Here is a 19,616-nt window from a genome sequence, read left to right on the forward strand (position 1 = left end):
CGTCGGTGAGCCAGGCGCAGTAGCGCTCCCGTCGTAGTGCAGACGGTGTGTTGAGGCGGCCGTTCGCCGAGAGTCCTTCTCCGACATCCAATCCATTCGTCGATCGCTTGGACAGCTTGCTGCTTTGCGAAATCAACCTCCAACGCGCCGCTTTGAACAACGGCCGCCGTGGCGTTGAGTGTGTCGGCTGCGCCGACAGCCTGCAGCCGGTCACTACCCACATGCATCATCGCGGCGTCGGCGACGCCGCCTTACCAAGGTGTGCCGCGCATGGCACCCGGCGGTACACCTCGTCATAGTTGACCTGCCAGACCTGGGCATGCGTTTCCCAATGATTGGCGGCAGCCTTCCGGTGGTCGGTGTCCCATGTGTGGATCTGCGACACGGTCGGCACCGCCACTGGACCGCCTCCTTTGCATGCCATAGCGAGCTTAGGTGACGCGATTGCGGTGTGTGACACCAAAATTAAGGCGTCGGGATGAGTCGGTTTGATGAGCGCGTACTCGGTCATGCCTGGCGTGGACGCGCTGGCCATTCGGCGGGCACCGTCGTGCGTTCGACAAGTCGTGCGAAGAGGTCGGGATTGATGGGCTGGTGCCGTACCGGGCTCGGGCACCCCACAGCGTCAGTAGCCATCGGCGCGGGCACTAGTGTCGTTGTCGTGCAGCGCACGCTCGGCCACGCGACGGCTCCCACGACCCTGGACGCGTATCGGCATCTGCTGGACGACGACCTAACCGGGGGAGGCGGACGCGTTTGGCGAGGCCGTTGAAGGCACCGCGGTGCCACTGCCGTACGACGAAGGGGAAGCCGAGAAGAGCGAGTTGCTATAGGCAGTGATATAGCAGGTAGATTCGGTGAGGGGCGGTAGCTCAGTTGGTTAGAGCCGCGGACTCATAATCCGTTGGTCGCGGGTTCGAGCCCCGCCCGCCCCACCAAGTTCTTGTATGACTTCGGCTGATGCTTGACAGATCGGTGTCGGCTGATGCTTGACGGTGTTTCGGCTGATTCTTTACAGCGGTTTCGGTTGATCCTTGACACTCCCTAGATGAGGGAGTTGAGCGTGGCCGAGCAGCGCTATCAGGCCGTGTTGGCGGTTATCAGTGACGGGTTGTCGATTTCGCAGGTGGCCTCGAAGGTGGGGGTGTCGCGGCAAACGTTGCATGGCTGGCTTGCCCGCTATGAGGCCGAGGGCCTGGAGGGGCTTAAGGATCGTTCGCATCGGCCGGATCGGCGTCCGCATCACATGAGCGCCGAGGTGGAGGCGGTGCTGCTGGAGCTGCGTCGCACGCGCCCGTATTGGGGTCCGTCTCGGGTATGCGGCTTGCCGGTCTAGCCACCCGTAGCCGGTGTGCGCGGGGCGCGGACAGCTCGCGCTACTGCGCGCCGCGAGGCGACCACGACGGAGCCACCGGGCACACAAGCCCCGCCCCGGCCAAGGCTCATGGCCCGCCAGGTCACCGGCATAGCCACGCGCCTCATCACGCGGCCGGCGGCGCTGTCGAGGTCGCCCCACACCATAGGAATTGCGGGGCGGGTCCACGCGCGGCGCTCGCGGCATGTACACGCCCGCCTTTAGATGGCGGTAGGCCGTTCAGGTGCGGCGCGACATCGGGTTAGCTTCGAAACACACCAACCCTAACCCCTACCCCGGTTCTAACGCGCTCTACCCCGCGGACAATGTTTGCTGGCAGAGCGGCAATCGACCTTTGCGGTAATTACCATCTTGCGGCCCAGATTCGCCGTGCATTCGAATAGGTTTGGCAGCCCTGCTTCTCTTGACCTGCCTATCGCCGAGTTGCCGAACTTGGCGTCACATCGGCGCAGCCCTAAGATGCATGGTTCTGATGTCATTGCCTCAGAGCAGCAACAGAAGCAGGCATGAGTGATACCGGCGCCCAGACCGCCCGGGTCTTTAGTAGTGACTCGGCGCTCGAAACCACACATCGACCGTCGACGCGCAGCCGTAAGTAGTGGCCCGGAGCCCAACTTTAGTGCCATCCGGAAGAACACGCTTGGTGCCGTTGTAGTGGGGATCCTTCGGGACGTCGGTCGCGTTTCGCGTCAGGTAGTCCCACATCCGCCTGACGCTTGGCGCATCCCATAGCTCCTTCTCGTCGGGGCGCATGCCCACACCATTAGGGCCCTTTTTGCCTGCGTTCTGCAACGGGTCCATGACACGCCGCACACCTTGAGTGCTGTTGATCGGCGGAAGGGGTCCCGGTTGCGGATCAGGCGGGACGGGTTGAGGCGCGGCTTCCCACAACTTGACGGTGTGGTTCGCAGGTTCGACACGCCAAGCGCTGATCCGACGAGCGAGATTGTTCGCCCGCAAAGTGCTACGCCACTTCTGATTGTTTCTGTGCCACTTCTGTTCGTATTTGCGCACGGCCTCCTCGACCTTTGCCGGCGTTGTAAAGCCGTCACCCGAGTGCCAGTTGGCGCCCTGCGGCTGATATCCGATTATGAATGCCTTCAGAAGCTGACATGCGGAATCGCGAACGCTCTCATCCTCATCGACTAGGGCGCCGTGCAATAGCACGGCCACCCACCCGTCTCTCGGGCCCCACCATGTTTCTTTGGGACGGGAGAGCAAGACCGAAACAGCGGCGAACAGGATGTCGAAGCGAGCCTCTCGTGGAAAGTCCTTGCGCCATCCAGCCCACAGCACATCGGGCCAGACAAATTCGCCTCGGTGCTCGCTGCCGCGCAGGCATAGTTCATCGGCGTGGGCAAGCAGCAGACCCGCGGCCTCTTTCTTGCTGGGTTCCGTCGACGCGGATCTGAGTACCTCTCCGATCAGCCAGACGGCTGTTTCGGGATCAACCTTCTCATCCGTCCACGCCGCGTTGAGGGTTCTCATCGCTATAACGGGATGGCCTAAATGAATCAAGGCCGCCAGACTTCCGGCGACGCGCGCCTTGGGCGCATAGGTTCCGTCGGAGACCGTCAGCAGCTCCAAACAGTCAACCACGGTGTCGAGGGTCTGGCGGCTTTCGGCCGCGTCCTTAGCCACGTTATTGCGAGCTTCGACATCCCGCTGAAACGCCAGTGTCCGGTCGTTTTGCGCCTTGCCGAGAAGGAGACCTACGAGCGTGGCACTGGTCGCCAGCGCAGAAGCGATGAACGTCCAAAGTGCTTTGTAGAATGCGTCATTGGGAGGGCCGCCGGTGAAGACTTTTGAGCGGACGAGCAGGAAGCCCATCAGTACGAGCGCCACCACGACGAGCAGGGCAAGAAGCGCATAAGCCGCCCGAGTGACCCAAAGAAAAGGACGGCCTTCTGCCCGCGACAGCGCTGGCGAATCACTGCTCATCATCGGCTCGCTCGACAGTAGGACATTCACTTTAAATCACCTGACACTTCCAAGCAGGCAGATCCGCAGCGGAGTTGCGATATACCGGGAGCCTTTTATGGCGGCGCGGGGGATCACGTCGTGCGACACGCGCGCATTGCTGTCGCCCACCGGCTAGCTAACAGCTTGGCGCCCATTCCGTCGCGGCGCTAACGCGGCGTCCGGGGGCGAATCCACGCCGTATCGGAGACGCACCGCGACCGTACCGGCAACAGCCAAAGGGCTCTACGCAGAATTTTTGTGCCGTTCCGCTAATCGTTTCCCGTCGCTAAGGGGCTGGGTAGGGACTCATAATCCGTTGGTCCCGGGGTTCAAGTCGGTGCGCGGCCACCATCACCACTCGGGGATAGTCCGGCTCCTCGCGAGCTCCCGGCACGTCAATACGCGCAGCGCAGGGACGAAGATTGAATCGCCCGTTGGGTGCCCTGTGTGGCTCTGGCGGGGCCCAGACCCACAACGTACGAGGCACCGGAACGCCGGATCATACGCATTGCAGCCCTTCGTGAGACAAACCGGTACGCAGTCACTGTGAGTCAACGCAAAGTGGGTAGGTCAGAACGCCCGCGAATGAAATCGGCGGTGAGAACCTAATGCGCGATGGTGCGACAAGCCTTTCCCGCTGCCGATGTAGAAGCGATGGCGACCGCGGTGTACGCACTGGTTCACGGCTGGCATTTCTGCATCTCGACGGCAAACTCGACGCTGCCACCCGTGCGGTCGTGTCGGCTCAGGTACACGCCGCAGTCACGCACTGCTCACCGCTGCAGACGCCACGTCGGCAGCGGCTGTCGGATCGTCGAATTAAGCCGGAGCGAAGGACGCTTCAGGAGGTGATCATGGGCGCCGCAGTGAGATGCGGGCGCGCAACGATGTGCCGCTCCCGGCGGGACTAAAGATCTCTAGTTGGCCGCCTAGCGCTTCCACACGGTCTTTGAGACCGAGAAGTCCCGAACCGCCGCTGGAGTCGGCGCCGCCAACGCCGTCATCGTTTACGAGGAGATCGAGGTATTCGTCGTCTGCTTGCGCACGAACAGTAACCGACGAGGCGTGCGCGTGCTTGGCCGCATTCGTGAGCGCTTCGGCCACGAGGTAATAGGCGGCGACTTCGATAGATTCCGGCAATCGGCGCTGGATCCCGATATCGAGCGTGACGGGCATCGTCGAGCGTCGGGCGAGCGTCTTAATTGCCGGACCGAGACCAGCCTTCGACAGGATGGCGGGGTGAATCCCTTGTGAGATCTCTCGCAGCTCCTCGGAAAGCCCCGTTAGCCCCGATCCAATCTCGGCCAGCTGCTCCTTTAGCCCCGCAAGTTCGGCGGGGACCGAGTCTTCGGCCATGCTTAGCCGCAGCCCCAGTGAGACAGCGCGCTGTTGGGCCCCGTCGTGCAGGTTGCGTTCCAGACGGCGTCGAGTCTCATCGGTGGCCGCGACGATGCGCGCGCGCGAGGCGATCAGTTCGGCCCTAGTGGTGGCGGCGGCGATCGCAGTCGCGACTAGTTCGGCGAACTCGGCGATGCGTTCTTCGGTGTCCGGTGGCAGCGGCTCCGGTCGCGAGGAGCCGACAACCGCTATGCCCCAGATGCGTTCGTTCACCACGATCGGCGCGCCGACCCGGCAATGTACGCCCATCTCCCGCAGGCGCGCGGCAAGGGGGCCGGCAGCGCCCTCGTAGCTGTTCATGCGGGCGGGTAGACCGGTGCGCAACACCATTGCGGGGACGTTGTCGCCTACCAGGTTCAGCCGCTCACCTACTGGGATGTGTGGCTCTTCTGATTCGGCGTACGACGCGACGACGAGCGCAGAGTGGTCGGGCTCGAAGCGAAACACTTCAGCGTTGTGGACGTCGACGCAGCGAGCCATTTCCTCGGCGACCGTCGAGAACACCTTCGAGGAGCTGACGCCGCGGGCGACCAGCGTCGCGACCCGCCGCAACGCAGACTGCTGTGTGGCGAGCACACCGAGATGGTCGCGGCTGGCCCTCAATTCGGAGCGAGCGACAGCGTTGGCGATCGCCGTAGCGACCAGTTCAGCGAAGTCGTTGACCCGCTCTTCGGCCTCGGCTGGCAGAGGCCCCGGTGTTACGGAGCCAACGGCCGCTATTCCCCACACGCGTCCGTCGACGACGATCGGGACTCCTACCGCTGCGCGAACGCCCAATTCACGCACACGTGCGGCGACGGGACCGGCCGCGTTCGCGTAGTCATCCATGCGCGCGGGCCTGCCAGTCTTTAACACAACCGATGCGAGGTTGTCCCCCTCGATCGGCGTGCGCGTGCCGACGGGCCATTTCGCGCGCAAGGCGGGCTCGGCGGAAGCGGCGAGGAGAGTGATTTCGCCGCTCGGCTCAAACCGCCACAAACCGCCGGTCTTCATGCGCAGGCATTGGCGCATTTCGTCGGTCACTGCGTCGAATACCTCCGACGGTTCCACACCGCGGGCGATCAACGTCGCAACACGGCGCAGGGCGGCCTGCTCGTCGGCAATGCGGCGAAAATCGGTGTACAGCTGCACGTTATCCAGCGAAACGGCCAGTTGGCCGGCAATGAGGTTGACACCGTCGAGGCGTTCGGCGGTGAACGCCCCGCGCATGAGGCGGTTCTCCAAGAGCAGTACCGCCCGCAGCGTGCCTCGGCTGAAGATTGGCACCGCCAGCAACGAGCAGCAATCCGCGTCGACGAAGTACGGGTCGCGAGAGAAGCGCTCATCGCGGGTGGCATCTGCCACCACCAGCGGCTCACGCACCCGCTGGACATATCGCAACGCGGACAACGGCACTGCCGTGTCGCGGCCAATTGCGCTGACGGGGGCGGGGACATCGTCGCGGCCTGGCGAGGCCAGGAACCAGCTCTGTCCGTCCTCGGAGCACAACAGCAGATGCACGCCCGTGGCGCCGGTCATCGCGCTGAGCAGTTCCACGACGCGGGCATGCAGCCCTTCGATGCTGGTTTCCGAGCTCAGCGCCTGCGACATCGACAGAATTCCGAGTAGGTCGATCCTTCCGGTCGTGACGGGCAGGCGGCGGCGATTAACCTCGCCGACCTGGTCCCGGCCATCGGTAGCGATGGCAGCGGCTGTGGTCCGCAGGACCGGATAGGCCCAGTCGAGCTGATCAACCTTGGCCGTCGCTCCCCACAACATGTATTGCCGGCGGGCCTGCCCAAGCAGGTCATGGCCGGTGTGTTCAACCCCATGAGCGAGGTAGAACCGGGCCGCCTGTTCGGCGATCAGGGCTCGATGCCACGGGCGCTGGTGCTTGGTGGCTTCGGCCAGCGCCGCGTCGAACGCCACGGCAGCGGCGCGGAAATCTCCTGTGGCCCAAGCCCGTTCGGCCTCAAGCAGCCGCAGCAGGTGCAGGAAATTCGGCGGCGCGTCCTCCGCGCGCGCCGCTAGCCATTGCGTCACGCCGTCCAGTTCGGAGAGCAGGTCCGCGCGCTCGCGACCTTCGGTGGCACGGAGCTGAGCACTGAGTGCCAGACCGCGCAGCAGCTGGGCGACAGCGGTCACGTAGTGCCCGGAGACGGTCGGCGTTAGCGGCGTCGCTGCCGCCGAGTACCGCGTCAGACCGGCCTCATCGCCGAAGATGGCCGCGGCGAGCGCGCGGGTGACGTAAGCGAAGAAGAGGCTCAACGGGTTGCTGGCATACATGTCGATCGCGCCATCCTTGGACGCCGACGGTGTGCGTTCGCCGCGCAGCGTGGCAACCAACCAGCGGTAGCTGTGCAGCCATTGCCCTGCTGTCTGTTCGCTGCCAGTGCGCCGTGCGAAGGCCAGCCCCGAATCCACTTCGGCGACAAAGGAATCCAGCGATGGCGCGCAGTCCATCAGGCCAGCCACTATGGACTGCCATGTGTATCCGGCATTGGCCAAGTCGCCACCCGCGATCAGCCCATCTCGGGCCCGCTTACCCGCCTCGACGACGTGTTCGATCGACTCGAACCAACCGCAGAGAACCGAGTACAGGAACCGCGCGTGCGAGGTGTCGGGCTCGTAGCCGCGAGCCTCGCCAAACTCCAGCACCCGCCGCACGGCGCGGTAGCCGGCCGAATAGTCCCCGCGCATGGTCACAATCGCGAAGGCACCAGTGCTGACCGGGCCGATGAAGGATCGTCCGGGACCGTGTTTTAGCCAGATCCGCAACGCTTCGAGGCACAGCCAGGCGTGCGCGGGGTGCTCACCGACGAAGTAGACGGCCGGCAAGACCGCGTTAAGCAGCCGCGACGCCGCAAGCAGCGTGGGTACCGTGACCTCCGGCCGAGCGAGATCGTCTGCGGCCCGGCTGTCCAGCCACTGGTACAGATGGTCAAGCTGGTGGTCGAGTTCTGTCGCAAGTTCATCTTCGATTGGGACAGTGATGCCGAGTTCACTCAACAAGCCCAGGCCGAGGCTGATCGCATCGGCCAGCCGACTGCGTTGGGTGAGGCTTAGCACCTGCACCACCGCCGCGTCGGCGCGCTGCATCGCGGTGGTGCACAGTCCTTCGATCGTGCGGTATTCCTCGTCGGCCTCATCGAGGCGGCCCATACCGTACAGGGCGGCGTGGCGGCGGGTATGTACCTCGATCAGGGTGGTCCGCTCGCCCTTGTCGATTAGCCGCAGCGCGGCGGTCAGCAGAGCGTTCACTAGGGAGTAGTCCCCGGTCAACGTGGCCTGGTCGGCGGCTCGGCGCAGGAGTCCGACGACGCGATGCCGCTCTGCGATGTCATCGACCGCATCGACTACCGGCAGATACTGCTCCGCCGAAACCGCGAACAATTCCGGCACAGCTGCGAGGCGGCGCGCCATTTCTAGCTGTAAAGACTGCCGCCGCCGGGAATCCAGGCCGCGGAGCATGACCTCCCGGGTCCGGTCGTGCCGAAAACTGACCGATAGTTGAGCGCCCTGCTCTACCACCAGGAGTCCGTCGTCGAGCGCAGGCGCCAGCGTCTGTTCCACCACGCTCCTAGGCTCGTCCACGGCGGTCTGTAACAGGCTCAGCTCGACCCGGCCGCCGAGACATCCCATCGCCTCGACCATCACCCGCGAAGTTGGCGGCATCGCGTCAACCCGCGCCGCCAGCAGCCCGGCAACATCTGACTGGGCCAGGTATGCACGCACCGCCTCGTCGTCCCAGCGCCACCCGGTCGCAGTCGCGGTCAACACGTCGTCGCGACGCAGTGCATTGAGTAGCTCCACCGTCTCGTACGGGTTGCCGGATGTGACCGGGTTGATCGCATTAGTCAACCCGGCGGCCTTGGCCGGGTTCACGTGGAGCATCTCCATTACCATTGCGGCTGAATCGGTTTCGGGCAGGTTTTCCAAGCGCAGCTGCTGTAGCTCACCGTGGCGCTGCCATCGGGACACCATCGATGACAGTCGCGGCGACGCGTCCGCGCCCTCTTCGCGGTAGGCACCGACCAGCAGGAGGCCGTCGACCTGTGCCTCCGTCAGCACGAGGTCGACCACGCCCAGTGGTGGAGTCGCAGCCCACTGCAAGTCGTCGACGAACAGCACCACCGGCCGGTCCGGTGAGGCGACAGCCCGCAACACCTCCACGACCGCGCGCTGAGTCCGCAGTTGCGCGGTCAACGGATTCCCCGGATCGGGCGGCACTGCGAGCAGCGCCGCGAACTCCGGCACCATCGCTGTGAGCAGACCCGCATTTGCGCCCACGGCGCCAAGGATCCGGGCGCGGACCGTGCCCAGCGCGTCGTCGGGCTCGGCGAGCAACAACCGGCCCAGCGCGCGAAGGGCCGCAATGACGCCATCGAACTCCAGGTCGCGCCGATACTGGTCGAACTTGCCGGCTACGAACCAGCCATCCCTGCGTGTCACCATCGGCCTGAGCTCATCGACCAGCATCGTCTTACCCACACCAGGCGGACCGCTGACTAACACCCCACGACACCGACCCGCTACCGCGCGATCAAAGGCGGACAAAAGCGCAGCGACCTCGTCATCGCGTCCCACGAGCCGGGCCGGCGGCAGCAGTCGTAGCGCGAAATCATGCTCGCCCACCCGAAAGTCGGCCGCTTCGGGGCGTCCCTGTGCATCACGCAACCACTCGAGGTCATACACCACACCGTCGGCGGTCTGATAGCGGTTATCGGGTTCCTTCTCCAGCAGGTGGAGGATGATTTCGGACAACGACAACGGCACGGCTCGGTTCACGTCGGCGGGCGGTGCGGGCGCACGCGCCATGTGATCGTGGGTCAGTTGCAAAGGGTCTTGGGAGCCGAACGGCGGGTGGCCCGTCGCCAGCTCATACAGCGTTGCGCCCAACGAATACAGATCGGCACGCTGATCCACGGACCGGCCGGTACGACCCGTCTGCTCGGGCGCCGAATACGTCAACGTCCCGGCGAATTCTGTGTAGTGGGTGAACCCAGGACGAATCTCCGCAATGAAGGTCGCCAACATGAAATCCGCCAGGTACGGGACACCGCCGGCAGAGAGCACGATATTTGTCGGGTTGATGTCCTGGTGCAACACGCCGCGGCCATGCATATTCGCGACCGAGCGGGCCAATTCGATCCCAAGCCGAATCACCTCGTCAGCAGCCAGGGGCTTCGGCAACCGATTTAGGCTCGTGCCACCGACATCTTGCAAAACGATCGACTCGGGATAGCGCGGGGCCTCCATCAGCTGGACCACCCCCGCCACCCCTCGGAGTCGTTCCAGGATCGCCACCTCGTGGCGCAACCGCTGCTGAGCATCCAGTCCAAGTGGATCCTTGCGAATGACGGTGCGGTCGGGAAAGAACAGCCGAGCCACGTGTGTGCGGCCGCTCTCATGAAGCGTCTCGGCCCGGACCGGCGGCTCCCGACCAGGCAACACCGCCTCTGCGCCCATCCGACACCTCCCCGGAAGGGTGGCACATCCAATTTCAGTGCCTACACCTTTTCGACTCCGACGACAATCGCGAGGCAGCAAGCAATGACGCCGTGGCGCCCAAGATGTCCTTCACCCTTGATGCGCCGCTCAACGAGGTCGCGGGTGGGATCGATCAACGGAACCTCCCGTGCCCACTTTCCCTTGCCGATCACCGCCACACGTCATTCGGCTCCGTGGTTTGTCGTGGGCGGGTTCGCGCCGGCCGACGGCACGTCGGCCAAGGCGTTGACGGGCATCGATGACCATTCCCGGATGTGCGTTTGCGCGCGCCTGATGACCGCCGAGCGCACCGGTGCGGTCTGCGACGGGCTGCTCCCAAACCCTGACAATCAACTGGTTTGGTGACCAGTCGTCATCTAGTGAGCATCCGTGAGCAAACCCAACGTGAGTGTCTAGGCGCAGGCATCCAGCCCCGTGTCGGCCGATGATTTCGGCGTGCCCGTGTGAGCGGCCGCCGGCTATCACAGCGGCTCGAGGTTTAACACTGCGCAGGCCGCGCAATTCGTGCGGGCATGGAGTCGATGTCGGAGTGCATTGTCGTGGGTGGCGGCGCGGCGGGGCTGAGCGCCGCACTGGTGTTGGGCCGCGCGCGGCGGCGCACCCTGCTCATCGATGCAAGTGAGCAGACCAACCGGGTCGCCGAGGGAGTCGGCGGGCTTCTCGGCCATGATCGGCGCCCCGCTGCGGAGCTGTACCGTCTTGGCCGGCAGGAATTGTCGGCGTATCCCGCAGCGCAGCTACCTACACACGCTGGCGCAGGAAGCCGGGGAGGAAGTGCCCATCCAGGCCCACCACACCGCCAGCAGAGCCAGCGCGCCGTGGCACACCGGAGGCACTCGCCGTTTGGCCAGTTCGAACACCAACCCCCGCGGCAACCGACATTCGACGCTAATTGGGCTCGCCGTCCTTTCGGTCCGCTCTGCGACGATTTCGTTGGTCGCGCGGTGCGGCCTACACGCCTCACCGGACCGTTCCTGCGGTGACGGGTCCCACGCGAGGACGCCGCCATAGCTCCCAGCCCACGACGCGGAGAAGTCCGATCGCAGATAGCGCAACCAGTGAAGAACAGCGGGTGAGTAGATGGCCATTGGCAATATCAACAGCGCGGCCGCAGCGGTGATGAGTCGGTCGACGGTGAGCTGGTGGTGGTCGCGCCAGCGGTAGGCAACGTCGGCCAGATAAAACGGTGCGACACCGCCGGTCAGGGGGAATCGACGGCCTACGGGGCCCTGCTGCGAGCCGAATGGAAGCAACGCTTGGCCACACGGCAAAGCGGGTACGGGCTCACCGCGTAGGCAGTCGCAACCCAAGAACGAAATCGGCGAAAATTGGATGCTTGGTGGCGCAGCAAGCGACCCCCAAGCCCTGGTCACCACCAGCGCCGACCAGCGGCTGGCCGCGTAGCTGGGCAGTCCCTCGGAGAGGTCCGATCAGCGCCGTCCGAGCAGTCCCCCTAGGGATCCGAGTAGCCCGGTTGTAGATCCGGACCGCTGTTTACGTGCCACCCACCCGCGGGGGTTCAGGCCGGCTGTTTTGGAGGCTCGGGCTGCCTCGCCACCGAAGGGTGTCGCGGTGGTCGGCGCCGCCGCGCCGCCGTTCGCCATCGCTGTCGCCAGCGGCGTCTGTGCGGCGGTACCAGTAGAAGTGAAGTGTGGGGCTGTCGTGGCCGGCACCACCTTGTTGCCGTTCGCCATCGCTGTTGCATGCTGTGACTGCGGCCCCGGTGGTGGAGAAGGGGGGTCTGGGGCCGCATTTGCCGCGCCTATACCTAGTCCGACAGCTGGCAAACCAAGGCCACCGGCAACCATTGTTTTGGCGACGAGTCGCTTCAGCTTCATCGCATTCACCCCACTTTGTTGAAGCTAATTCAGAGCTACCCCAACCTTAGTGTTGTTGACGACGCAGGTTGTCGCTAAACATGTCGGTGAACCCGGCGCGTCGGTGGCGGCTAGGACAACACGTAGAAGGTGTGCTCGCCCGGTTTCACAGACCCCATCGTCTCATCAGCCACTGACGCTCCCCGGGCCGTCCGGGGGCGATTCCGAGCCGTACGAGGGAGTACCGCGACCGTGGTGTCCAGTCCGTTGCGTCGAGATCCGTAAGCTCTCAGGTTCGTATAGTTGGTGTTGGTCACTGACGACGCCGAAGGCAGAGGGCACATTTCAGAGCTCAGGTATCCGAAGACTCTGCGGATTTACACACCCAGAGGAGGTTCTCGATAGCCGACCACGACGGCTCTCCTATTTCAGGTGTGATGCGACGTGCGACCGACGAGCAAAGGAGCGGTGATGGTGAATTTTGGTCTATGGGGTTATCTCACATTACTTGCAGCTGTGCTGGAATTGGTACTCGCCGCTTGTGTTTTGGTGTACGTAACACGGTTAGAGAATCGAGCACCGGCTCGGTTAGGCGAAGAAGTGGGCGCCCACAAGGCGGTCTTGGCTAAACTGCGCAAACGCGAAGCGATGTCACAGGACGAGTTAGATTATGCGAACGAACTTATTTCTGACGCTCGATCACCGCTCGCGTACGCGATACCAGCCGCGCTCTTCACCATGGGATTCTTTTATGTGGTTGGCTGCCTCGAACAGTTACATGTACATGGCGGCGCGCCCTCATTTCGAACGTTTATCGGGGGGATCCCCATGTTGACGTCGATGAACATAGCCGCTCAACTACGCCGGGTCGGGCGGTTGAAAGGGCGCCTGCAGGAAGTCTCTTTGACGGTGCCTGAGTCAGCTGATGTACTCACCACTGCCTAGCACGTGATCGGAGAGCCGGCTTCCCGATCGTCATGGTTGAGAGCGCGGCGGTATCTCCGAGGAGACCACTTTGTCCGCGTCTTCCGACAGGAGCAGTTGACGGACCGCTTGGCGTGATCCGTAGGGCCGTAGCATCTGACTGGCCGGGCGGGGGCGCACGCTGTACGGCCACCAGAACCAGCGCCCGAGCAGTGCTGCAATCGACGGCGTCATGAACGATCGCACGATCAGCGTGTCGAACAGCAGGCCAAGGGCGATCGTGGTCCCGATCTGACCGAGAATCCGCAAATCGGCGAACACAAAGGACGCCATGGTGGCCGCGAATACCAGACCGGCGGCGGTTACCACCGCGCCGGAGCCCGCCATCGCGCGGATGATGCCCGTGCTCAAGCCTGCGCTAATCTCCTCCTTGAAACGCGATATCAGCAACAAGTTGTAGTCGGACCCCACCGCCAACAGCAAGATGATGGCCAGCGCAAGGACGATCCAGAACAACTGAATACCAAGAATGTCCTGCCAAATCAGCACGGAAAGCCCGAACGAGGCGCCCAACGACAGCGCCACGGTGCCCACAATGACGAACGCGGCCACCAGACTTCGGGTGATGAACATCATGATGAGCAAAATCAGGCTCAGCGCAGCGATTCCGGCGATCATGAGGTCGAATCTAGCGCCGTCTTGGATATCCTTGTAAGTCGCGGCAGTGCCGGCTAGGTAGATGTTGGCCCCGGCTAGCGGCGTGCCTTTGAGGGCCTCCTCGGCGGAGTTCTTGATCGCATCGATGTGTGAGATGCCTTGGGGGGTGGCGGGATCGCCGTCGTGGGTGATGATCATGCGCGCAGCCTTGCCGTCCGGGGACAGAAACAGTTTCAGGCCCCGCTGGAATTCGGAGTTGGTAAAGACCTCTGGTGGCAGGTAGAAGGAGTCGTCGTTTTTGGCGGCGTCGAAAGCCTGCCCCATGGCAGTCGCATTTTGCAGCGCAGCCGCGGTCTGATCGTTGATCCCCGACGTGGTGGCGTAGTTCGTCAGAATCAGGTCCCGATTGGTCTGCTGGCTGGCGATCTGGGGCGGTAGCAGCGCCAGCAATTTCGGCTGGAGCGCGTTCAATTTATCCAAACTTTCCGTGATCTTCCCAAACTGTTCGCTTAGCGCGTCGATACCGTCGAGCGCGTCAAGAACGGATCGCAGCGCCGCGCAGATCGGAATGTCGAAACAGTGCGGCTCCCAATAGAAATAATTGCGCAGCGGCCTGAAGAAGTCGTCGAAATTGGCGATCTCATCGCGCAGGGTGTTAATCGTGGCGACGGTGGCGTGAAACGCTTCGGTCTGTTCTGCCGTCGCGGCCGCAGACTGCTGTTGCAGGGCATATTGCTGCTGCAAAATGGCAATCGTTTTACTGATCTCGTCGGCCTGCTTCAACAAGTCAGCGCCGCGGTCCTGCCGATATTTCAGGTTCTCGATCTGGCCGATGTTTTGCGCACTGATCTGAAACGGTATCGAGCTGTGGTCCAGCGGGGTTCCCAGGGGCCTGGTAATGGACTGCACCTGGGCGATACCGGGGGTGTGGAAGATCGCCTTGGCCACCCGCTCCAAAATGAGCATGTCGGCTGAGTCACGCAGATCGTGATCGGCCTCGATCATCAGCAATTCGGGATTGAGCCGGGCCTGGGAGAAGTGGCGCTCGGCCGCCGCGTAGCCGATATTGGCCGGGGCACTGGCAGGCATGTAGGGGCGGGCGTCGTAACTCGTCTTGTATCCCGGCAGGGCGAGCAGACCGACCAGGGCTGCGGCGATTGTCACCACCAGGATGGGTCCGGGCCAGCGCACGATGGCCGTGCCGATGCGCCGCCAGCCCCGGGTGCGCATCGCGCGGCTGGCGTCGAACAGACCGAAATGGCGGCCGATGGTTAGGACCGCCGGCGCCAGGGTCAGCGCGGCCACCAGCGCGACAAGGACACCAATTGCAGCGGGAACGCCCAGGCTCTGAAAATACGGGAGCCGGGTAAAGGTCAGACAGAACACCGCGCCGGCAATCGTCAGGCCCGAACCCAAGATAATGTGCGCGGTCCCCCGGTACATCGTATGGAAGGCTGGTACGCGATCCTGCCCGGCGTGGCGCGCTTCGTGGTAACGGCCGAGAATAAAGATCGCGTAGTCGGTCCCGGCGGCGATGACCAGTAACGTCAGCAGATTAGTCGAGTAGGTCGACAGGCCGATGAGCCCGGCGTTCGCCAGAACGGCGACGACTCCGCGCGATGCGGTCAACTCGATCATCACGGTGAAAATCACGAGAATCACCGTGGTGACACGACGGTAGAGCCAAAACAGCATTATTGCGATCACCGCGATGGTGATCAGGGTGACCTTCAGGGTACCTTTGCGGCCCACCTCGAACTGATCGGTGACCAGCGGCGCGGCGCCGGTGACATAGGCCTTCACCCCCGTCGGCGGCGGCGTGTGCTCCACGACGTCGCGTACAGAATCGACGGACTGATTGGATAACGTCTCGCCCTGGTTACCGGCAAGGTACACCTGCACCAACGCCGCCTTGCCGTCGGCGCTCTGCGAGCCGGCCGCCGTCAGCGGATCCCCCCAGAAATCCTGAATGTGCTCCACATGCTTCGTGTCCTGGGAGAGCTTTCGAATCAAGCCGTCGTAGTAGTGGTGCGCGTCGGCACCGAGCGGCTGCTCGCCCTCTAGGACGATCATCGCCGCACTGTCGGAATCGAACTCCTGGAACACCTTGCCGATGCGTTTACTGGCTTGCAGCGACGGCGCATCCTGGGGGCTCAGCGACACGTTATGCGCTTGGGCAACGGTCTCCAATTGCGGCACGAAGACATTTGTGACCACCGCCAGGGCCAACCAGAACCATACGATCGGCACCGAAAACCGCCGAATCATGTCCGGTAACGAAGGCCGGGCGATGTGTCGGTTGCTCATCCGGACTTGTCCAGGCAGAAGATGTAGGCGCTCATTTTGTTGACCGATCCCTCATCTTCGACCACACCGTCGATAGTGATGCGCCAGCCGATGGGATCGCTGTCTCCCTGGGCCACGACGTTGACTAACACCGCGGGCTCGGTCGTCGTGACGTCGTATGACCAAGGCAGGGTAGCGTCATCAACGCGCTGCGGCTGCGCATTGACATCGAGGTAGTTGATTGAGGCCGCTCACCCTGAGCCTTTCGAAACTCGAAAAATGGTCGGCCTGGATGAGGTCATCTCAGCTGCGCTTCGAGCGGGAACCGACCGCAACAACGGGAACCGTACGGGACAGGACTGGACGGGACAAGAGGTGTCGGATGGGTGGTCGGTCCGTTCGTGTTAATACCGAGGAAAGTACTTTGCCGCCCGCTCAGCGCACCTCAACCGGGCCGCGGGCCAGCGCTCGTCGGCTGCGATGAAGTGCAGGCCGACCTGGCCGGTCGCCCACTCAACCATTGCGCACGTCGACATCACCAACCTGGATCACATCCGGGCGCTAGCTACTCGGGTGGACGGGGACCCGCAGGGCCGCAAACGATAAAGGGCCGGGAGCTAGCTCTGCCAGTCGTTGGAGCCGTCATTTCTGGTGTAGGTGCCGGTGGAGTTCTTCACGATGATGGGATCACCGGGGCCGAAGTTGTCGAAGAACCACCTTGCGTTGGTGGGGCTGATGTTGATGCAGCCGTGACTGACGTCGCGCTTACCCTGGTCATTTACAGACCATGGAGCGCTGTGGATGAAGTTGCCGCTGTTATCGAACCGGACGGCAAGGTCGACCGTCACCTTGTACCCGTACGTCGAGTTGACCGGAACCCCGTAGGTCGAGGAATCCATCACCACCGAGGGCAACTTCTCCAGAACGTAGTAGGTGCCGTTTGCGGTTTGGTGGCCGCCGGCTGCCATACCCATCGACATCGGGATGGTCTTCTCCACGGTCCCGTTGCGGGTGACGGTCAGTTGGTGCGTGGCGTCGTCGGCCGTAGCCACCAACGCGTCTCCGGTATGGAAGCTCGACACTGTGCCACCCGCATCGACGGTCACCGCGGTGTGAGCGGGCCAGAAACTCAGCGGGCGCCAGCGCAGCTGCGTGGGGCCCGCCCAGTAGAACTTGCCGGGAACCGGCGGGACCGAAGAGACGTGGACGGCACTTTCGGCAGCGCCGGCGTCATCGACCGGCCCGGGAAGGTTGATGATTATCGGCTGGGCCACACCCGCCGTCGCGCCGTTGGCAGGGACGAACCTCGGCGGCCCGAATGGCGCCGTGCCGGTGAACGGTGTCGGGTCCTGCCCCGCAACGGGGCCCGCGACAACTCCTGGATCGCCGGGAGCCGCAACCGGATCCGCCAGAGCGGGACCCGCACTCAGCGCCAGCACCCAGCCCAATATCGAAGCCACTCCGCCTGCCTTCAGAGCGGTCGAGAACCTTCCCCTCATCCAGCCCGACATATACGTCCCTCCCGTCACTTTCTGGAAACAGTGTCGCATAGCGCCAAGGCCAGTTATCTCTTGCGCCGCCCGGCGTTACGGCTTCACGCGTTGCAGTATCGACGAGGCGAAGTCGTCGTCGATTTGACCAGCTGCGTTGGTAGTAGTCAGCGCCGCGTAGGGCGCATAATCCGTTGGTCGCGGGTTCGAGCCCCGCCCGGCCCACAACGTATCTATGCAGGTAGATACATTTTGGTGACGGGCTGGCCGACTATCCAATCCACGCAATTGGCATTCCGTTACGAAAGACTTACGTGTGCAGCGGTTTTGCTGAGCGCGAGGCGGTGGCGCCGAGTGTCTAGACCCAACACCCCCGCCATGGTGGCATTAGAGCTAGTAGGGCTGGAATTGGGCCGCGCTGATCACGATCCGACCGAAGGAGCGTCAGGATGATGATGAGAACCATGCGGTCTGTCGTCGCCGACGCGTTAGGCGAACCGTCCGAGGTACTGCACCTGCAGACCGGCCCGATTCCGGAGCCCGGTCCCGGCCAGGTCCGGATTCGGGTAACAGCTGTACCTGTCCATGCCAGCGATCTGCATACCATCCGTGGCAGATACGGATTCACCCCGGAATTCCCCGCCGTACCGGGAATCGAATCCGTCGGTGTGATCGACGGACTCGGTGGCGGCGCAGACGGTCTGACCGTGGGGCAACGCGTCATCACGATCGGAGTCACGGGCACGTGGCAGGAGTATGTCGTTGCCGATGCCGGGCGGGTCTTGCCTGTTCCTGCCGGCATGAGCAATTCCACGGCCGCCCAGATTCTCGCCAATCCGCTTACCGCCGTGGTCTTGACGGGTGATGAACTCGATGTTCGACCCGGTGAATGGCTGCTGCAGACGGCGGCCGGTTCAACCGTGGGCCAGTCGGTCATCCAACTCGGAGCGCACGTCGGCTTCAAGACCCTCAACGTGGTCCGCCGTCGATCTGCTGTCGAGGACATCCTCGCGCTGGGGGGCACTGCGGTGATCTGCACGGAGGATGAGAATCTGCGGGAACGGGTGGCGGACATAGCTGGCCCCGACGGCGTATCCAAGGCGATCGACTGTGTCAGCGGTCAGGTGGGTGCGGACGTGTCGCGTGCGCTGGCATCGCACGGTGAGCTGGTCGTCTACGGTGCGCTGTCTACGCACCGCCAAACCGATCCCGACAAACTCACCATCCCCATCTTCGCGCGCTCACTGATCTATGAAACGAAGACTGTGCGGGGGTTCTGGCTGTTCCGCTGGTTTACCGAGACCCCTAAGGATCGGATGGCCGCAGCGATCGACCGGACACTTCAGCTCGCCCACAGCGGCGCGTTGCGCGTGCCGGAGGGCCAGCCGATCCCCGTCGAAAAGTTCAACGAAGCTGTCTATTTGGCCGAAGCTCCCGCACACGGGGGCAAACCGCTGCTGGTGTTCGAACCGTAGGAGGCAGATATGTCCCGACAAACCCGAGCCGACGTGCTGCCGCATATTGCCGTGGATAAGTTAATCGTCGAGGACGAGAGCCACACTAGTTGTTGCGGGTCACGACGCAGTAGGCGCGGTCGGAATGTGCGGAGGACGGGGACTTCGGCGGACGGAATCAGCATCGGATCGCCAAAATTCGATGCGGTGATGGTCTGGTGTGAAGCCATGCTGCACGCCCCACAGCACCGCCTGAGTCCGGCTGCTCACGTCGATCTTCCGGTAGATGGTGCGGATGTAAGACTTGACGGTGTTGGGGCTGAGGTACGTCAGTGCCGCTACTTCGGCGTTACTCTTACCCTGCGTAATGAGGGCCAGGATCTCTGACTCTCGATCGCTGAGTCCTTCGCGCCTGCCGGGCCAATCGAGACCGACGTGGCTGCGCCGGCGCGCCGGAGCGCTGCTGATGACCGTTTCACCGGCGTGAATTGCCTCCAGTGCGGCCACCAACTCCCGCGCCGGCAGGGTCTTGGACAAATATCCGTGCACGCCCTGTTCCTGGGCACCACGGACAAGCTCGGGGTGAAAGTTCCAGGTGTATACGACAACACGGCGTGCGCGCCGATTGGCGACCAAAGCAGCAATTTCGTCGTGATCCGACTCCGGTTGAGCAAAGGAGTCATACATAGCAATGTCGACTGCATCTACAACGGGCTCATTCGAGTCGAGCTCGGTGATCATGACGCGGTCGGAGTATTGGTCG

At 63.4% G+C, this 19,616-nt stretch carries 8 protein-coding genes, 1 tRNA gene and 4 pseudogenes; 6 read left to right on the forward strand and 7 right to left on the reverse strand.

Annotated elements, in window-relative coordinates:
• Positions 1–226 precede the first annotated feature (226 nt).
• Positions 227–400 carry a hypothetical protein gene (locus tag VE759_RS02065; protein ID WP_324927759.1) on the reverse strand — a complete coding sequence of 58 codons (174 nt, stop codon included), beginning with the start codon at positions 398–400 and terminating at the stop codon, positions 227–229.
• A gap of 461 nt (positions 401–861) precedes the next feature.
• Here VE759_RS02065 and VE759_RS02075 point away from each other — a divergent pair.
• Both VE759_RS02075 and VE759_RS02080 read left to right on the forward strand, forming a co-directional pair.
• Positions 862–938 (forward strand) — tRNA-Ile (locus tag VE759_RS02075).
• Between the two features lie 110 nt (positions 939–1,048).
• Positions 1,049–1,318: pseudogene (locus VE759_RS02080) on the forward strand (helix-turn-helix domain-containing protein); the annotation flags it as partial.
• Positions 1,319–1,915: 597 nt separating this feature from the next.
• On the opposite strand, the gene VE759_RS02085 reads toward VE759_RS02080, so the two are convergent.
• Positions 1,916–3,346 carry a hypothetical protein gene (locus tag VE759_RS02085; RefSeq protein ID WP_324927761.1) on the reverse strand — a complete coding sequence of 477 codons (1,431 nt, stop codon included), beginning with the start codon at positions 3,344–3,346 and terminating at the stop codon, positions 1,916–1,918.
• 843 nt (positions 3,347–4,189) lie between these two features.
• Positions 4,190–10,183, reverse strand: coding sequence for a GAF domain-containing protein (locus VE759_RS02090; protein WP_324927763.1), 5,994 nt, complete (start codon positions 10,181–10,183; stop codon positions 4,190–4,192).
• A 222-nt stretch (positions 10,184–10,405) separates the two neighbouring features.
• Here VE759_RS02090 and VE759_RS02095 point away from each other — a divergent pair.
• From VE759_RS02095 to VE759_RS02105, 3 genes and pseudogenes are all read left to right on the forward strand, one after another.
• Positions 10,406–10,537, forward strand: a pseudogene (locus VE759_RS02095) (IS481 family transposase); the annotation flags it as partial.
• Positions 10,538–10,737: 200 nt separating this feature from the next.
• A pseudogene (locus VE759_RS02100) lies at positions 10,738–10,962 on the forward strand (FAD-binding protein); the annotation flags it as partial.
• A 1,551-nt stretch (positions 10,963–12,513) separates the two neighbouring features.
• Positions 12,514–12,987: a hypothetical protein gene (locus tag VE759_RS02105; protein WP_414687812.1), complete on the forward strand. Its 474-nt coding sequence runs from the start codon at positions 12,514–12,516 to the stop codon at positions 12,985–12,987.
• A gap of 30 nt (positions 12,988–13,017) precedes the next feature.
• Here VE759_RS02105 and VE759_RS02110 read toward each other — a convergent pair whose 3' ends face one another.
• The 3 genes and pseudogenes from VE759_RS02110 to VE759_RS02120 all read right to left on the reverse strand — a co-directional run bounded on the left by VE759_RS02110 (position 13,018) and on the right by VE759_RS02120 (position 17,420).
• A complete protein-coding gene (locus VE759_RS02110; protein ID WP_324927765.1) occupies positions 13,018–15,930 on the reverse strand; it encodes an MMPL family transporter in 2,913 nt (970 codons plus the stop codon).
• Positions 15,927–16,157: pseudogene (locus tag VE759_RS02115) on the reverse strand (MmpS family transport accessory protein); the annotation flags it as partial. The gene VE759_RS02110 and the pseudogene VE759_RS02115, both read right to left, overlap by 4 nt.
• Positions 16,158–16,526: 369 nt before the next feature.
• Positions 16,527–17,420, reverse strand: a complete 894-nt coding sequence (locus tag VE759_RS02120; RefSeq protein ID WP_324927767.1) for a L,D-transpeptidase — start codon at positions 17,418–17,420, stop codon at positions 16,527–16,529.
• Between the two features lie 428 nt (positions 17,421–17,848).
• Here VE759_RS02120 and VE759_RS02125 point away from each other — a divergent pair, with 428 nt between their 5' ends.
• On the forward strand, positions 17,849–18,874 hold the full coding sequence (locus tag VE759_RS02125; protein WP_324927769.1) for a zinc-dependent alcohol dehydrogenase family protein: 1,026 nt from the start codon (positions 17,849–17,851) through the stop codon (positions 18,872–18,874).
• A gap of 99 nt (positions 18,875–18,973) precedes the next feature.
• Here the strand turns inward: VE759_RS02125 and VE759_RS02130 are convergent.
• Positions 18,974–19,616, reverse strand: a 643-nt coding sequence (locus tag VE759_RS02130; protein WP_324927770.1) for a response regulator transcription factor, incomplete at its 5' end; no start/stop codon positions are given.

This window comes from Mycobacterium sp. (assembly GCF_035640695.1).
GTDB lineage: Bacteria > Actinomycetota > Actinomycetes > Mycobacteriales > Mycobacteriaceae > Mycobacterium.